Genomic DNA, 17,258 nt, shown 5'->3' on the forward strand with positions numbered 1-17,258 from the left:
ACTCAAAATTAGCAGTCTAAGGTCTAGAGTGCTAAAAGTGAGGGAACACTATGAAACAATACGACTCTAACGTCCAAGGGGCTTTGGACATTGCACAAACGGAAGCGATCAGGAGACAAAATACAGAAATCTCTCCCTATCATTTGGTCTGGGGCTTTATGACCTTACCGACTTCTGTTTCTGGGAAAACGTTAATTCAATACAAATCGACAGTGGATGAATTTTTAAAAAAACAGCCGAAAGCCTCGGGCGAGATCCCATTTGAATCTCTCCGAACATCGCCAAAACTTGCCCAATGGTTTACCATGGCATCTTCGAGAGCAGCAGAGAATGGAAGAGAGGAATTAAAAGAAGCAGATTTTTTAAAATTTTTACCCCAAATCCTACCGGAGCTGAAAATCAATTATGAAGATTTAAATGTGAAAGAAACGGACGAGGAAGTTCCAAATTTTCTCATAAATCTCAATGATTTAGCAAGAGAAGGAAAATTAGACCCTGTCATTGGTCGAAGTAAAGAAATTCGTTCTGTAATGGAAATTTTAGGAAGAAGGTCAAAAAACAATCCTGTACTCGTGGGAAGCGCTGGTGTGGGAAAAACCGCCATTGTGGAAGGGCTCGCAGAACAAATTGTCAAGGGTCGGGTTCCTGATGTACTCAAAGGGAAAACCATCTATTCACTCGATATGGGGCAATTGATGGCGGGAACGAAATACAGAGGTGAATTTGAGGAAAAACTAACAGCCCTTTTGCGTTACATCAAAGGACAAGCTGGCGAAGCAATTTTGTTTATAGATGAAATTCATCAATTAGTTGGAGCAGGTAAAACAGATGGAGCCATGGATGCTGCCAATTTGTTAAAACCAGCGCTTGCACGAGGTGAATTACATTGTATCGGAGCCACAACAGGCGATGAATTTCAAAAGTACATACTTGGTGACCAAGCATTAGAAAGACGTTTTCGTGCAGTTCCTGTTAATGAACCAAACAAAGAAGATGCGATTGAGATTTTAATGGGAATTCGAGATAAACATGAAATCCATCATGGAATTAAAATTTCTGATGAAGCAATCTATGCGTCTGTCCTTTTGTCAGACCAATATATTACTGATAAATTTTTACCAGATAAAGCTATTGATTTGGTTGATGAAGCTGCTTCTGCTTTGAAGTTATCTGCTGAAGCGATGCCAACTGAGTTAGTGGAATTAGAAAGTGAAATTCGATCCAAAAAAATATTTGCCCAAGTGGAAAAGAAAAACGAAGAAACTTTGAAAGAAATTGAAGCATTGGAGAAAAAGTTTCAAGTTGGAAAAGAAATTTGGGAAAAGGAAGTAAACTCCCTAAAACAAATTGCTTCTATTAAAAACAAAATCGATCGTGTGAAGTTTGATTTAGATGCAGCCCAACAACGTGCTGATTATACAGAAGCATCACGATTGAAGTATGCAGTGTTACCAGAGTTGGAAAAAGAACTGAATGGTTTCCAAAATAGTTGGATATTAGAAAGAAACCACATTGCAGCTGTAATCGCAAGACAGACTGGAATTCCTGTAGAAAAGATTTTAAAAACAAAACAAGAGAACTTACTCCATTTGGAAGATGATTTAAATTCTGTAGTTTATGGTCAAAAGGAATCCATCAGAGAGATTGCTGATACTCTATTGACATCTTATGCTGGAATTTCTCCTGAAACAAGACCGCTTGGATCCTTCTTATTAAAAGGACCCACAGGTGTAGGAAAAACAGAAACAGCTAAAGCAATTGCAAAGTTTTTATTCGACCAAGAAACCAATCTAGTTCGATTGGACTTAAGTGAGTATTCAGAAAAACACTCAGTTGCAAAACTCATAGGTGCTCCAGCTGGTTATGTTGGGTATGATGAAGGTGGAATATTGACAGAAGCGATTCGACGTAAACCTTACTCAGTTGTTTTATTTGATGAAGTGGAAAAAGCTCATCCTGACTTTTCTGATATTTTACTTCAAATTTTAGATGATGGTAGATTAACAGACAATAAAGGCAGAACTATCAATTTTAAGAATACTATTGTGATTCTTACTACCAATTCAAAAAATATTGAAGCTGATTTTAAACCTGAAGTTCTAGGAAGGTTGGATGCAATTTTGACCTACCATTCGTTAGATTCTTCCATTATGGAAAAACTCATCGAAAAACAACTTCGATCTCTAAATGAAAGATTAAAGGTAAAAGGGATCGTTGTGGAACTTTCAGAAAGCACAGAACATATTTTACGGGAACAGGGATTTGATCCAAAATTTGGAGCTCGCCCTTTAGGAAGTGTTTTCAATCGTATCGTGAATCGTCCTTTGGCTAAGGCGATCCTTTCTGGGACTTTAGCAGAAGGCCGTTATCGTGCGGATTGGAATGGAGAAGATCTACAATTTACCTTACTCCAAGAAACATCCTCAGTAAAAAAATAAACCGAAAGTATCCTACAAACCTCACCATAAATTAGTTTATGGTGAGGTTTGTTTCGTCTAAGGATATATTTATGTCTGAACTTAGTCTCACATCCACAATCCCTACAAACCAAACTATATCTGTGCCATTATTAGGATTAGGAGTCTGGAAATCACGACCGAAAGAATGTTTTGATGCAGTTAAATCAGCCCTAGAAGTCGGTTACAGACATATTGATACAGCAGCAATTTATGGAAATGAAGCAGATGTAGGAAGAGCGATTGATGAGAGTGGTATCAAACGTAGTGAAATTTTTTTAGTCACAAAACTTTGGAACGCAGACCAAGGTTTTGAAGAAGCTCAAAAAGCAATCGATGTATCTTTAAAAAAATTAGGTACAGATTATGTAGATATGTATTTGATTCACTTTCCAGTATCGGGAAAACGAAAAGAATCTTGGAAGGCTTTAGAAAAGATAAAAAAAGAAGGCAAAGCCAAATCAATTGGTGTGAGTAACTTTATGGTTACACACTTAAAAGAGCTGTTAAATGAAACCGAAATTATTCCTGCTATGAACCAAGTGGAATACCATCCATTTTTACAAGACACAAAACTCAAAGAATATTGTGAGAAAAATGGAATTTTGCTAGAAGCTTATAGTCCGTTAGCGCATGGTCAGAAATTAGAAGATGAGAGAGTTACCAAATTAGCTAAAAAATATAATAAATCGAATGCTCAGATTCTAATTCGATGGTCGTTACAATCTGGAAATGTTGTGATTCCAAAATCAAAAAATCCAATCCGAATTAAAGAAAACGCGGACGTGTTTGATTTTACATTATCGCAAGATGATATGAAAGAGATTTCAAACTGGAATGAAAACTTTCGCACTTGCTGGGATCCAACAACTGTTGATTAAGAATCGATTGTTCTCTCTATTTTTTTTCAAATACAAGGACGGCTGATTGCCGGTTGTCCTTTGTGCCTAAATAACCATAACCAAATGGAAATGGTAGGATTTGGTCATTCGTTTCTTTACTTAATTTAATGAGCTCAGGTTGTTCCTCAGGAAAAACTGCTCCTGATAGGTTCCATGATTTTTCATATCTACCGAAGATGCTCCTTTTCCAATTGTTTTCAGGAAAAAAACGCATTGGAAAGCCTGAGTCATCTTGCACAACGAATGTTGCATTTTTTAATAATAAGTCGCGAAAGGATTTTCTTTTTTCGCCATGAAACAAATATTCTGCCGATTTTGTAAAAATGCCAAATTCACCAAGTGCCGTAAAGTATTCATACAATCCGTCTCCAGGGATTCCTTCATGGCCAATTAAGAATATTTTAAAATATGTAAGTGTTTGTTGTTTTTGTAAATTGGGATCATATAAAGTTACTTGAAATCCCTTATATTCAATATGATTTCCGATAATTGATTTTTCTTTAGTATCAATGACTTCTTTTCCCATTCGTTTTAAAAAAGCTACAAAGACCGGAAAAGCCCCATTTAATTCTTTTTTCTTTGTTTCTTCTTTCATTTTACGGTAAGTAAAATAATTTCTACCGGCCAAGTGATCCGATAAATTGCGGATACCCGATTTCACAATGTTCTTTTCTTTAAGAGAAAGTTCATTGTATTTACTTGGATAACCGGGGTCTTCTAGTCCGAATAAAACATAGTTATCCGAATCAGGATAAAAGGAAAATAAATTCAAAACATCGATTCCACTAAAAGGATAAACCACTGTTTTAACTTTTGGATGAAAATCTTTTTGTTTTAAATACACAGTGATCGATTCTTTCGTACTAATCAACTTGTTCCAACTGGCATCCATTTCTCTTTTGTGAACTGGATCTGTGTTGATACTCCCAGCCCATTCATCAAATATTACAGACTCACTAATCTCAATGTTTGATTTCTTTTCTTGGAATAGGCATTGAAAATTCAAAAAAATTATTAAAATAAAAATTTTTTTCGTCATATTTTTCGGTAAGTTTAGATGGAAATCACCGAGGCTATCGATAAAGTACTAAATGCAAAGAAGGAGCTAGAAGCTGCTTGGGATGGAAATCCATTACCTTCTTTTATATTGAACAATGATCTAAAAATCCTCAGATGTAATGCTTCTGCAACAGAACTTTTTCAGACATCCTTTTTTCAGCTGATCGGTAAAGATTTTGTAAATCTTTTTTGGAAGGAGGAAATTCAAGAAGAAATTCGTTCATCTTGGATAAGGCGGGCAGGAAAGTCTTCTTTCCCTGTGATTCTCTCTCGTTTAAACGGATCATTTCAAATACTTTCTCAATCCATTTCTAATAACCAAAGAGTTTTATACATTGTAAATCTGGATTCAATTCGTGTTCCTGAAAATCGAGAAGAGGAAGTAAGATTAAAACTCGCTTTAGAAAGTGGGCAAAGTGGTGTATGGGATTTTTCCCTTCGATTAGGGAAGGCTTATTTTAGTCCAGAATATGTTCGAATGTTAGGATTTGAAGTCGAACATTTCCCCCAAAATTTTTCACATTGGGAAACATTGGTACATTGGGAGGATCGGGAACAGATTCGAACTCTATTTGAAAATTATCTGAATGGTCATATCGATTCACATGATACCGAAATTAGAATGTTCACTAGATCGGGAAAATCAATTTGGGTTTGGAGTAGAGGGAAGGTTGTTGAAAGAGATGAAAATGATTTACCGATACGTGTTGTCGGTACGCATATTGATATAACGGAACGTAAAAAAACTGAAATTAGAACAGCAGCTGTAATAGACATAGGCCAAAAAAGTTCGCTATTAGAGAAAGAGATAAGCATTTTTAATTTAGCTTTAAGTTATTCATTACAATTAACTGAGAGTAATTGGGGAAAAATTAGATTAATTCGAGACGAAGTTATTGAAAAAGAATTTGGATTGTATAAGATTCGAAATCAATCATCTTCCGAATATTTACCAATTGAACCTACAACTGTTTTTCCTAGAATCTTAAGAGAGATGAGTTTGAAGTTTTTCTTAAGAGAGAATGAATATTTCGAATTGTTATTATATAATAAAAGAACAGAATTTGAAGAAATTGATTATAAAGAAGTTGAATTACTCGGTACAGAACTGGTTCAAATTTTAATTAGAAAAAGAACGGAAGATTTGCTTTTGACTAGCGAATGGAATCTTCAGTCAATTGTCGAATGTTCACCTAATGGAATTTTGATTCTAGTAAATGGTCAAATTCAATTTTTCAATAGAAGTTCAGAAATCCTACTTTTGCAAAATAAAAACCAGATGAAGAATAAAAAAGTTTCTGAGGTTTTTGGTTTTTTGAATGGCGATGATCCGTTTGAGTTTATTCAAAATTTATCTAACAATGGATTTGCGCCTGATCAAAATGTTATTGAGAAAAATATCATTTTATCAAATGGACAAAAAAAATGGGTTAGTTTTTGGGCAATTGAAATTATATATAATGGAGAAGTTTCGCTTTTAGTTTACCTGAATGACCTTTCTCGGGCAAAGGATACAGAAACTCAATTATTACAAAGCGAAAAATTAGCTTCGATAGGTCAATTGGCTGCGGGTGTCGCTCATGAAATCAACAATCCAATGGCATTTATTTCGAGTAATCTAGAAACCATGAAAAGATATCATAAGATTCTTTCGCATTACTTTGAAAAAGCAAAGATAGAACTTTGTCGATATTCTGCGGATCCAAATGTTCTAGAAATGATAAATGAATGGGAGAAGGCAGATATATCGAATATATTGTCTGATACTTCCGAAATGTTAGATGAATCTATTGATGGTGCTAGTCGTGTAGTGAGTATCGTAAGTAATATAAAAAGTTTTGCTCATGTAAATAAGGAAGAGAATTTTACTCGATGTAATCTTAATGAAATCGTTACATCTGCTATCAATATAAGTCAACATAATATAAAGTATTATAGTATTGTTGAATTTAATGTTGCTAATGAATTGCTTGAAATTTCGTGTCATCCTCAAGAGCTCGGACAAGTCATTATTAATTTGATTGTTAACGCTGGTCATGCTATTGAAGAAAAGAAAGAACATGGATTGTTTCCGGATTCACAAGGTGAAATGCCAGGTAAAATTGAAATTAATACGAAGTTATGCATACTGGAAAATAACAAACAATATGCGGAAATAAAAATTAAAGACAATGGTATAGGAATTCCAGAAGAGTTACAATCAAGAATTTTTGATCCTTTTTTCTCTACAAAGGAAATTGGTGAAGGAACAGGGCTTGGTCTGTCAATTAGTATGGACATTATCAGAAAACACAAAGGGAAAATAGAACTAGAGAGTGTCCGTTGTGCGGGCACTACATTTTCGATATATCTGCCAACCCATCAGGAGGATTAATATGGTTACGAATAGTATTGATCAGATGATCAAAGATATTGAGTCACAATTGACGGATGTCAAAAAAGAGGAAAAAATTTATAAGATCGTCATGGTAGATGACATAAAATCTATTTCGTCATCTATGAAGCGAGAATTATCATTTGTCGCAAGAAAAATAGATAATGTAAAATTAGTGATGGTGGATATTCAAGATCCAGAAATTGCTTTTGAATATTTACAAAAATCAAAACCAGATCTTTTGATTTCCGATGTTAAAATGCCTTATTTAATGGGAGACAAATTAATAGAAGCAGTTAAGAAATTATATCCAGAGTTACCTGTCATTGTGGTCACAGGTTTTGCAACGAAGGAAAATATTCTTTCTGTTTATAAATCAGATAAAAACAGCATTATTTTGTCAAAACCATGGGAACCAGAACGATTGGTCGCCGCAGTCAATCAGATGTTAGGTACAAATTTTCAATGGAATGATTGATGGGCAAAAAAAAACCGGCCCGGGAAACCCCGAACCGGTCAATGGTTCCTAAAAAGAAAGCCTTTGTGTGTTTATTCGCCGACTGCGATGTCTCCATCCCCTTCAGTAGAGAAACTAACAGGTTGTTTTGTTTTTGTTTCCTTCGTTTCTTTGGGATCCCTTTCAATGGATTTCACTTCTCGTGTTTGGATTTTCGCTTGGTCCAAAAGAGGAAGTGCATTGAGGTCTCGTACTTGGTTTTCAATTTTAAAAGCAATGTCTGGATTCTCTAAAAAGAAGTTCCTGACTTGTTCTTTTCCTTGTCCAATTTTTTCACCGTTGTAAGAATACCAAGATCCAGCTTTTGCTACTAAATCATGCCTAACTGCCAGATCAATGAGTGAACTTTCACGGTTGATTCCATTCGCATACATAATATCGAATTCAGCCTGACGGAAAGGTGGCGCACATTTGTTTTTCACCACTTTCACACGCACTCGGTTCCCAACTGGTTCCTCTTTTTCTTTGAGAGTTTCAATTCTACGGATGTCAAGACGAATCGAAGCGTAGAATTTTAATGCATTTCCACCTGTCGTCGTTTCCGGACTTCCGAACATCACTCCGATTTTCATACGGATCTGGTTGATGAAAATGACTGTTGTGCTGGATTTTGAAATGGTTCCAGTGAGTTTACGAAGGGCTTGTGACATGAGGCGCGCTTGTAGACCCATGTGGGAATCTCCCATATCCCCTTCAATTTCTGCCTTAGGGACAAGGGCCGCAACAGAGTCGATGACAATGAGATCTATGGCATTGGAGCGAACGAGAGACTCGCAGATTTCCAAAGCTTCTTCGCCGTTGTCAGGTTGGGCAACGAGAAGGTCGTCCACGTTCACACCCAGTTTTTTGGCATAAGATGGATCGAGAGCATGTTCGGCATCGATAAAGGCAGCAATGCCACCTTTCTTTTGTGTTTCTGCAATGGCAGATAAAGTAAGCGTTGTTTTACCAGAGGACTCAGGTCCATAAATTTCAATGATACGACCTGATGGAAATCCACCAATTCCTAGAGCGATGTCAAGGTCCAAAGAGCCAGTGGATACCACATTCATCTCGGACATACGAGTATCGGCACCGAGACGCATGATGGATCCTTTTCCGAATTGTTTTTCAATTTGGCCAAGGGCGGCATCAATTGCCTGTTTTCTTTGGTCTGTTTCTTTTTCTAGTGCCTTGTCAGCTTTCTCTTTTTTCATGAATCAATCGTTCTCCTAAGTCGGTGTTCCGAAAGACTAGGTAGGGGACTTTGCCAGTTGGTTTCAAAAAATCCACCTGACACCTCAAGGATGAACCCATCCCTTCCGAATTCCACTCTTTTTCTCTTTCGAAGTGACTCCATTATGCCTTAGGCCTGGGACAAACTAGGGTTGGGAGCGGAATTTTTCTGGATTATGTCTTTTTTTTCCGATTTCAACACTAAACAAAATGTAAGTACTTGTATAGTATTTTTTTAGAGCGGGAGAAAGAAAACTTAGCCGATAGTTTTGATGTATGACCCTGCCTGTCCTTGAAGTCCAAATTCCCGAACATTTTCCCCAAGTGATGGCGGATTTATTTCGCAGTTACCGTACCTATTTAAAAATTGAAAAAAATTATTCGGAACATACCTTGTTCGCATATTTAAGGGACTTGAAGTTCTTTTTCGAATTTTGTTTGAAAGAGGAAATTGATATTCTCAGTGTTGATGTTCTGGATGTGAGAGCCTACTTTGCTGATTTAAAATCAGCTAAAAAACAAGACAAACGAACACAAAGTCGTAAACTTTCTTCTCTTCGAACGTTTTATAAATTTTTATTCCGCGAAGAAAAAATTGGAGCCAATCCAATCCTTCAAGTTAGTTTCCCTAAAACCAAAAAGAGATTACCTAAAAATTTCACTCCTATTGAAACAGAAGACATACTTGATTATGAAGATCCTGAAAAAAAAGAAGTTCTAGGTAAACGTGATAAAGCAATTGTCGAAGTTTTGTATAGCACTGGACTTCGTGTGTTTGAGTTAGTGAATGCAAAGTTAAGTGATTTAAATGAAGAGTTAACATCGCTTAAAGTAATGGGGAAAAGAAGAAAAGAAAGATTTGTTTTCATCGGTCCTGAAGCAAAAGAAGCTTTGAAAGATTATTTGGATGAACGAGGAAATAGTGGCCCTGAAGAGATTTTTTTAAATCAAAGAGGTGGTAAATTAACAACTCGGGGTATCCGTTATATTTTATCTGAAAGAAGGTCAGTGATGGGTATGGAAAAAGCCATTACTCCTCACAAATTTAGACATACGTTTGCAACAGACTTACTTAATGCAGGGGCTGACATTCGCGCTGTACAAGAGTTACTCGGTCATTCATCATTGTCGTCAACACAAGTGTATTTGAGTGTTTCGAGAGACAGACTGAAAGAAGTGTATCGAAATGCGCATCCGCATGCAAAGAAGTAAGGGGGCGCTTTAGGGTATAATCTCCCCGCCCTGAATTGGGTGGGGTTCTGGACCCGCCACCCAATGCCTCTCCTCTATCACAATGATTGCCTTTTGACAAACAAATCCTTAAAAAACAAAAAATAATTTTCAAAGAGTTCATGGTTTTGTAATTTGAGTCTACAAATTTATAGTTGACTATAAAAATATGGCCAGCTATAAAAAGTTAGCTATGCGAAATGAAATTCGAACTAATGACCCATTGGCAAAATTTCCTTTAAAAGAAAGAAAATTTGCAAGGACTCGAACGAATCTCGTCGTTGGATTATTGAAATTATTGGAGACAAGGTCCCTGGATGAGATTAAGATCACAGAACTTTGTCACTATGCTGAAATTTCGGAACCGACATTTTATAATTATTTTCCAGAAAAAGATGATCTGGTCTTACATTATATTCAAATTTGGAGTTTGATGGTAACAGTTTTTGCTGAAGAGAATCAGCAAACAAATTCTGGATATGGATTGATTCATTCTCTATTCCAATTGACTGCAAAAGAATCAAAAAAGAATCCTAAGATTCTTTTGGAGATCATTTCATTCCAGACAAAGAAAAAATCGAAGCGCAAACCAAAACCATTAACGGAAGCAGAAAGAATCCTTTTATTTCCAAACTTTCCGGGAATCGAATCACTTCCTATCGGTGGAATAGAAATGATTTTAGAAAGAGCAATGGAATTATCACTTAAGAATCAAGAACTTCCAAAAGTTACCAATATAAAATATCTTTCCTTAGCGATTGCGAGTTGTTTTTTTGGGATTCCAATTTTGGCGTTCCAATTAGGTGAAAACTTGGAAAAACTTTGGATTGAATCATTTCATTACATTTGGTTGGGTGCTGGTGGTTCAATTCAAAAAAAATCAAAAAGAGCAGGTAAGATATGAAACTCATCTCTAATCAATATATACTCCTTATCATCGGAGGTGTGTTAGTTGGTTTTACTGGAATGAATTGGAATATTCCTTTTTTTGGTTGGTTTGTATTTGTTCCATTTTTGCGTTATATACGCCTGGGGTATTCGTTCAAACTTCTTTTGATGAGTTTGGTATTTTTTCAAATTCTTTCAACACTCAGAATTGTAAGTGAGCCATTTCATTTGTGGATCGCTGTATTTTCTGGCTTACAAGCAGGTTTTATTTTTACAATCTTATTATGGATTTGGAATTTTTTTAGAATACGATATCCTAAATCGATTTCACCAATTTTATCCTTCGCATTTTTATTTACAATCGTTGAATGGATCGGAGCCTATGAAACCGATTTAGGTGTTTGGGGAATGTTGGCAAATAGCCAAATTGGAAATCTAATTTTACTACAATCAGCTTCAATCTTTGGTGCGACAGGGATTAGTTTTATACTTTATTTATTTAATGTAACTTTTGAACATTTTTTTAGCGAAATTCTCGACCAAAAGAAACTCACTCATTCCACGATTAAGTTTACATGGATCACAATTTCTATTTTGATTTTGACAAACGTGTATGGAACGTTTCGTTTGAGCCTTGGAATTCCTGGTAAACAAATTCGTGTAGCTGACATAACAAGTAAATTTGAAATCCAAACCATTTGGGAGAACCCGAACGAAAATATTAAAAATACACAACTAACAATTGAAAGGACAAGGATGTCAGCCAAACAAGGTGCAAATGTTGTGGTTTGGAATGAAGGAGCAGTCCTTGTCACAGTCGAAGCAGAGGAAGAATTTTTAAAATTGGTTTCTTCCATTGCTAACGAAGAACAAATCGAGATCATCGCAGCTTATATCGTTCAAAAAACTTCTGGAGGATTCTTTTTTGACAATAAATTAGTTTGGTTTGCAAAAGATGGGAAACGTCGGCAAACATATTATAAACAATTTTTGGTTCCTGGTGAACCTGTTTCCAAAATACCGTCCGAGATCAAAGCCATTGATACTGAATTTGGGAGAATGTCTGTGGCCATTTGTTATGATTTCGATAGTTTGCGTCTAACAGAAATTCACTCAGAATATGGATCAGGGATAACTCTGATTCCCGCTTCAGATTGGAAAGGTATTAGTCCCTTCCACACGGAAATGGCTGTGATTCGAGGCATTGAAAATGGCTCATCCATTGTCAGGTCTGCACGAAGTGGTTTATCGGGTGTCTTTGATGCCTACGGAAGGCCCAAAGGTACTTTAGATTATTTTGAAGAAAACGATGGAATCCTCATATCTTCTGTCGCAACTTCAAAATTGAACACTGTATATTCTAGATTTGGAAATTGGATTGTTTGGATTGGAATCGTCAATTTACTCCTTTCGGGGTGCAAAATCGTTTATTTTGTCATAAAAAGAAGTATAGAAGATCCAAACGAAGTTTAGATGATCAAAATTCTAATATTAGAATTTTTCTAAATTATTGATTGAACAAAAAATTCGATGTATCATCCTTTGGAGTCGGCATTTCGATTCTTTTTCAAGTCTGAAATGCGAAAGGATGAACGATGACACTGGTAGCTGAAAAATCCATATTGCTTGTCGAAGATGAAGCCATTTTAGCTCTCTATGAAAAAAACCAATTGGAACAAGGTGGATATAAGGTAACACATGTTTCATGTGGAGAAAATGCAATCCAACTTGTCATCGAAGAAGAAAACCCGTTTGATTTGATATTAATGGACATCGATTTGGGAAAAGGACTCGATGGAACAGAGACGGCAACACATATCCTGAATCATAAAGAAATACCGATCGTCTTTTTATCATCACATACGGAAAGGGAAATTGTTAAAAAAACAGAAAGTATCACTTCATATGGATATGTTGTTAAAAATTCTGGATTCACGGTTTTGGATGCTTCAATAAAGATGGCTTTCAAACTTTTTGAAGCAAATGAGTTAACAAAAAGTAAAAAAGAACATCTTGAAACCGTATTACATTCGATTGGCGATGGAGTGATTGCAACCGACAAAGATGGAAAAGTCATTCGAATTAATCCAGTCGCAGAAAAATTAACAGGTTGGACTCACGATGATGGAGTAGGGCTTACAATCAATGAAGTCTTCAATATAATTAATGTTAAAACAAGGCTTAAAGTTGAAAATCCAGTGGATATCGTTTTAAAGACCAATGCCGTTGTTGCCTTAGCCAATCATACTGTTTTAATTGCAAAAGATGGAGCGGAATACCAAATTTCCGATTCTGGTTCACCCATAAAAGATTTAAATGGTGAAACGAAAGGTGTGGTTTTAGTTTTTAGAGATATCACTGCCGAATACAATGTCCAGAGCCAAATCGCAAAACAAGCGAATATGCTCAATAATGTATTAGATGCAGTGATTGGAACTGATTTCACTCAAAAAATAAATTATTGGAACAAAGCTGCTGAAAAAATATTCTTTTGGAAATCAGAAGAAGTGATAGGGAAAAATATTCTAAAAGTATTGAAAACCAATTACTCTAATTTTTCAGAGCAGGAGATCATTGAAAAAGTAAATTTAGAAGGAAGTTTTATCGGGGAAGCAATTCAGGAAGCAAAAGATGGAAGCCTTCGTAATATTGAAATCAATTTAGTTTTGTTGAATGATGAATTTGAATTACCTTCGGGTTATATTTTTGTAGCAAGGGACATATCTGATCGACTCAAAGCTCTCAAACAAATCAAAGAATCAGAGGCAAAACTAACACAAATCATAGAATCCGCGATGGATGCAATCATTAGCATCGATAAATCAAAAAAGATAATATTATTCAATGGTGCTGCAGAAAAAATGTTCGGATACGAATCGAACGAGATTATAGGGAAACCATTAGACCAACTGATTCCTGAAAGTTTTCGAAACCAACACGATAAACATATTGATCAATTTGGTAAAACTGGAGTGAGTCGAAGAGCCATGGGTGCATTAGGTGAAATCAGTGGATTACGTTCTAACAAGGAAGAATTTCCAATTGAAGCATCAATCTCTCAGATTTCAGTGAATGGTGAAACACTTTTTACGGTTATATTGAGAGATGTAAGTGTAAGGACGATATCTGAATCTAAAATTCAGAAATTATTACATGAAAAAGAAAACATTTTAAAAGAAATTCACCATCGAGTTAAAAATAACATGAGTTCCTTATTTACTTTGCTTACCTTACAAGCGAAATCCCAAGAAAATCATTCTGTACAACACATATTGTATGAAGCTGCCGGTAGAATTAAAAGTATGATTGTTTTGTATGATAAACTTTATCATTCCGAGACAGACAATAGTGTTTCAATCCAAAACTATTTTCCTTCCATTTGTTCAGAAATCGTTTCGATTTTTCCAAAAAATGTAGATGTAAATCTAAATATTCTCGAAGAACCGATTGAATTAAACGCTAAATTGTTATCCTCTTTAGGAATAATTTTGAATGAATTGATTACAAATTCAATGAAACATGCATTCATTGAAATTCAAAATCCAGAAATCAGATTAAATATTTCCAAACATAAAAATATCTTATCTTTGGAGTATTCAGACAACGGAATTGGAATACCTGAAACAATTTCCTTTCAGAATACACCTGGGTTTGGGTTACAACTCATTGGGATGTTGACTGAACAAATTGAAGGTAAAATCAGAATTGACAGAACAAACTATCCAAAGGTGATATTAGATTTAAAAGTATAACTAGTATTTTTTTTATGCAATGAACTAGAATATTAGTTTACCTTTCCATGAATTGGACTGCTATTCACCAATGGGCAAACTTCAAATTTTTGTAGTTTTATGTTATTTTATACCAGTACTCGTGATCATTTTTCCCGTTGGACTGGTTTTCTCCTATTTGTTCAAAATCACGAAACTTGACAAATGGTCTAATCGGATTAATAATTTTTTGGGATATTTTTGGTATCGTTCTTTTTTCTTTTTAACAGGAAGAACCTTAGAAGTTTCACTTGAAAATTGGAATCCTGAAGGGAATAATCGATTTTTGATTTGTAATCATACAAATGCTTTAGAAGTTCCATTAATTGTCTCACTTCCATATTTAGCCAAATCTAAAGATGTTCGTTTGTCTTACTTAGGTGGAGATATCATCCAAAGATATAAAATCATACCACTGATGATGCATAAAACAATTGTAGAAGCTGTCATTTATTCCGAAAAACGGCCAAACTTTCGAAACTTTAAAAATGATGTTCTACGTGTATTAAAAACTAGGTCAATTTTTCTTTATCCAGAAGGTGAAAGGACATTTACAGAGGAGATCAGGCCATTTCAAACAGGTGTGATGAAAATTGCTTATAAATTTCACATCAACTTAGATGTATTTGTTGTCAGCGGATTTATGGGATATTCAAGTTTGGAAGAATACAAACATTTAGCAAATTCAAAAACAATTTATTTTCATTATTGTGGTTCTATTTTAGCAAAGGATTATCCAACATTTGAAGAGTATCTTTCAAAAGCTGAAAATTTAATGAAAAAGAAGAAAAAATATTTGGAGGAAAAAGAACTATCTTTGGTCAACCAAACGTAAAGTTTTATGGAATTTTGGGACTCAAATCTTACAAGATTTTTGTCCTATCATGGTCTTTTATGCAACATGTATCTCTCATAAGAAAGTTTTAGACAACTTTGACGGACAATTCTTTTTTCCAATATTACTTTAACATACTATCTGCAACTTAGAATCGATCCACCAAAGAATTTTTTTTGAAATGATCTAACTTGAATAATGGTTTCGAATCGATTCATCTTGCGATCATTGGTTTCATTTTTCTAAAAAAACTGAATCGTATTGAAAACAAAATAAAGAAAAGGGAAGTGGAAGACCAAAAGCGGGGATGGTTTAAACTGACTCTTGTATGTTTTCTATGAATGGAGTTAGTGCATCCATTGACTGTTCTAACCATCTTTACCCATGGGTATGATAAATTTTTTACACAGAATCCCTTGAAACATTTTCACTGGCTGATATTTTCGAGAAGTATCAACATTTGTTTCCCTTCCCGAGGACAAGGAAATCAAACACCAAAGTTACAGTTTTGACGGTAAACCTTTGTTCATCGGTCCAACTTTCATTTTTATCGGTTTGGTCCGACCTGTTATGCCCGATGTACCGCCAATCAACAGCAAAAAAATCGGATTCATCATTCGATTCTACTTTCTGTTACAGTAACGATTGTCATATTTTTGTATTTTTACTTTGGAATTGAGGTAAATCCTATTTTATCTCGTATTTTTTTTTAAAATGTTTTACCTTTTTTGAGAATGTGCCTCTATTGATCTGTTGAAGAAAATACCAACACAATCGGAAAATCATATGAAAAAAATCTTACTCCTACTTCTCGTTTTTGTATCAATCACACAATGCCAAAAATTTGTATTTTGGCAAAACGAATCAAAGGATGAAGTTTCTGGGGCCGTTGTCACTTTTTTGCAAGGCCAAGTCACGATCATGAATGAAGGAAAGGAAAAGTTTGCAGTACTCGGTGATGTGATCAAACCCGGGGATCGAATTTTATCGAAACTTGGAAAGGTCGACTTACAAACATACCGTGGGGAAATCATCCGGATCAAAGAGAATTCGGACGTTTTATTTCGGGATTTTGCAGGAACTACGAGACCTAATACCGACATCCACATTTGGGCAGGGAATCTTTTAGTCAAATCAGTCAAACTCAAAGCAAATGAAAGCCTTTCGATAACTTCGCCTACAATGGTGGCGGGGGTTCGTGGTACCGTATTTTCTTTTGAATTGGAAAAGGGTTCTGTTCCGAAGGTGAAGGTATATGAAGGAGCTGTCGCCGTTGCTTTTAAAACCAGTCCGAAGCTCATCGAACTCAATGATGGTCTTTCTAAGGATAGTTATGATCGTTTAGTAAAAACATTAGAAGAAAACGAAGTGGTTCTTGAACCAGGTGAAACCTTAGAGGTGAACCCAAGCCTCAATGAATTGGTATATATCATCAATGCAAAGATGGCAGCATCAAGTTTCACTAAGGACGAAATCGCTGGATTTTCGGATGTTCAGAGTGGAATCAAGAAAGTGGAGAGTCCAATTTCACCACAAGAAAAAGCAGAAGTTGAAACTCTCGTTTCGGTGGATCCTGATCTCATTCAAAAACAAGTAGAAAACAAAGGTGAAAACAATCAAGTTTCACAAGAAATTGTTGAGAACATTGAAAAGGAACATGAAAGCAAACGTAACGTTGCAATTTCTAATATTACATCCAATGCTGAAAAGATGAATTTAGACGAAGAAGAAGAAATTCAAAAACATTACAGTGTTTTAGAAACAATTCATAAGTCAAATGGAGAAGTTCTTTCAGGAGCCGTAGTGGCTCAACTTGGTGATATCTTCATCGTGCATTCCACAAAAGGGGTGATGCAATTGAAAGTGGATGAAATCGAATATGTCGAATACAAAAACTTTAAAGTGCAAACTAAGACGAAAAAGTAATATACAATCAGTAACGGCGATCCTTTTAAAATAGGATCGCTGCCTTTTGCATTATGTATCTTCTCCATTTTATGTGTGAATCACTC

12 protein-coding genes are annotated in these 17,258 nt (G+C 35.4%); 10 read left to right on the forward strand and 2 right to left on the reverse strand.

The genetic code is table 11. The annotated features are described in order from the left end of the window. Positions 1-50 precede the first annotated feature (50 nt). Positions 51-2,438, forward strand: coding sequence for an ATP-dependent Clp protease ATP-binding subunit (locus tag EHQ43_RS10745; protein WP_135742899.1), 2,388 nt, complete (start codon positions 51-53; stop codon positions 2,436-2,438). Positions 2,439-2,509: 71 nt separating this feature from the next. Beyond that, positions 2,510-3,337, forward strand: a complete 828-nt coding sequence (locus EHQ43_RS10750) for an aldo/keto reductase (RefSeq protein WP_135753007.1) — start codon at positions 2,510-2,512, stop codon at positions 3,335-3,337. Positions 3,338-3,353: 16 nt separating this feature from the next. Here EHQ43_RS10750 and EHQ43_RS10755 read toward each other — a convergent pair whose 3' ends face one another. After that, entirely contained in the window at positions 3,354-4,364 is a 1,011-nt protein-coding gene (locus EHQ43_RS10755) for a hypothetical protein (RefSeq protein WP_244242766.1), read from the reverse strand. Positions 4,365-4,415: 51 nt separating this feature from the next. On the opposite strand from EHQ43_RS10755, the gene EHQ43_RS10760 reads away from it, so the two are divergent. Both EHQ43_RS10760 and EHQ43_RS10765 read left to right on the forward strand, forming a co-directional pair. Continuing rightward, complete coding sequence (locus tag EHQ43_RS10760) at positions 4,416-6,791, forward strand: ATP-binding protein (protein ID WP_135771209.1); 2,376 nt, start codon at positions 4,416-4,418, stop codon at positions 6,789-6,791. A gap of 1 nt (position 6,792) precedes the next feature. Then, positions 6,793-7,269, forward strand: coding sequence for a response regulator (locus tag EHQ43_RS10765; protein WP_135771210.1), 477 nt, complete (start codon positions 6,793-6,795; stop codon positions 7,267-7,269). Positions 7,270-7,340: 71 nt separating this feature from the next. Here the strand turns inward: EHQ43_RS10765 and recA are convergent, their stop codons facing one another. Continuing rightward, a complete protein-coding gene (recA, locus tag EHQ43_RS10770) occupies positions 7,341-8,504 on the reverse strand; it encodes a recombinase RecA (RefSeq protein WP_135742904.1) in 1,164 nt (387 codons plus the stop codon). Positions 8,505-8,799: 295 nt separating this feature from the next. Between recA and xerA the strand changes: the two genes are divergently transcribed. From xerA to EHQ43_RS10800, 6 genes are all read left to right on the forward strand, one after another. Continuing rightward, entirely contained in the window at positions 8,800-9,735 is a 936-nt protein-coding gene (gene xerA / locus EHQ43_RS10775; protein ID WP_135742905.1) for a site-specific tyrosine recombinase/integron integrase, read from the forward strand. A 187-nt stretch (positions 9,736-9,922) separates the two neighbouring features. After that, positions 9,923-10,657, forward strand: coding sequence for a TetR/AcrR family transcriptional regulator (locus tag EHQ43_RS10780; protein WP_244242767.1), 735 nt, complete (start codon positions 9,923-9,925; stop codon positions 10,655-10,657). Then, the gene (locus EHQ43_RS10785) at positions 10,654-12,114 is read left to right on the forward strand and encodes a nitrilase-related carbon-nitrogen hydrolase (protein WP_135771211.1); all 1,461 of its coding nucleotides are present in this window, start codon (positions 10,654-10,656) and stop codon (positions 12,112-12,114) included. The genes EHQ43_RS10780 and EHQ43_RS10785 overlap by 4 nt, the downstream gene beginning before the upstream one ends. Before the next feature lie 122 nt (positions 12,115-12,236). Then, on the forward strand, positions 12,237-14,393 hold the full coding sequence (locus EHQ43_RS10790; RefSeq protein ID WP_135771212.1) for a PAS domain S-box protein: 2,157 nt from the start codon (positions 12,237-12,239) through the stop codon (positions 14,391-14,393). Between the two features lie 70 nt (positions 14,394-14,463). Next, positions 14,464-15,246, forward strand: coding sequence for a 1-acyl-sn-glycerol-3-phosphate acyltransferase (locus tag EHQ43_RS10795; RefSeq protein ID WP_135742933.1), 783 nt, complete (start codon positions 14,464-14,466; stop codon positions 15,244-15,246). A gap of 786 nt (positions 15,247-16,032) precedes the next feature. Continuing rightward, positions 16,033-17,172 carry a FecR family protein gene (locus EHQ43_RS10800; RefSeq protein WP_135742934.1) on the forward strand — a complete coding sequence of 380 codons (1,140 nt, stop codon included), beginning with the start codon at positions 16,033-16,035 and terminating at the stop codon, positions 17,170-17,172. The last annotated feature ends 86 nt before the right edge of the window (positions 17,173-17,258 follow it).

The sequence above is a fragment of the Leptospira bouyouniensis genome (genome assembly GCF_004769525.1).
GTDB lineage: Bacteria > Spirochaetota > Leptospiria > Leptospirales > Leptospiraceae > Leptospira_A > Leptospira_A bouyouniensis.

Bases quoted from the DNA above. Each gene is read 5' to 3' on its own strand.
- EHQ43_RS10745 (WP_135742899.1), top strand. From the start codon at position 51: ATGAAACAATACGACTCTAACGTCCAAGGGGCTTTGGACATTGCACAA.
- EHQ43_RS10750 (WP_135753007.1), top strand. From the start codon at position 2,510: ATGTCTGAACTTAGTCTCACATCCACAATCCCTACAAACCAAACTATA.
- EHQ43_RS10760 (WP_135771209.1), top strand. From the start codon at position 4,416: ATGGAAATCACCGAGGCTATCGATAAAGTACTAAATGCAAAGAAGGAG.
- EHQ43_RS10765 (WP_135771210.1), top strand. From the start codon at position 6,793: ATGGTTACGAATAGTATTGATCAGATGATCAAAGATATTGAGTCACAA.
- recA (WP_135742904.1), bottom strand. From the start codon at position 8,504: ATGAAAAAAGAGAAAGCTGACAAGGCACTAGAAAAAGAAACAGACCAA.
- xerA (WP_135742905.1), top strand. From the start codon at position 8,800: ATGACCCTGCCTGTCCTTGAAGTCCAAATTCCCGAACATTTTCCCCAA.
- EHQ43_RS10780 (WP_244242767.1), top strand. From the start codon at position 9,923: ATGGCCAGCTATAAAAAGTTAGCTATGCGAAATGAAATTCGAACTAAT.
- EHQ43_RS10785 (WP_135771211.1), top strand. From the start codon at position 10,654: ATGAAACTCATCTCTAATCAATATATACTCCTTATCATCGGAGGTGTG.
- EHQ43_RS10790 (WP_135771212.1), top strand. From the start codon at position 12,237: ATGACACTGGTAGCTGAAAAATCCATATTGCTTGTCGAAGATGAAGCC.
- EHQ43_RS10795 (WP_135742933.1), top strand. From the start codon at position 14,464: ATGGGCAAACTTCAAATTTTTGTAGTTTTATGTTATTTTATACCAGTA.
- EHQ43_RS10800 (WP_135742934.1), top strand. From the start codon at position 16,033: ATGAAAAAAATCTTACTCCTACTTCTCGTTTTTGTATCAATCACACAA.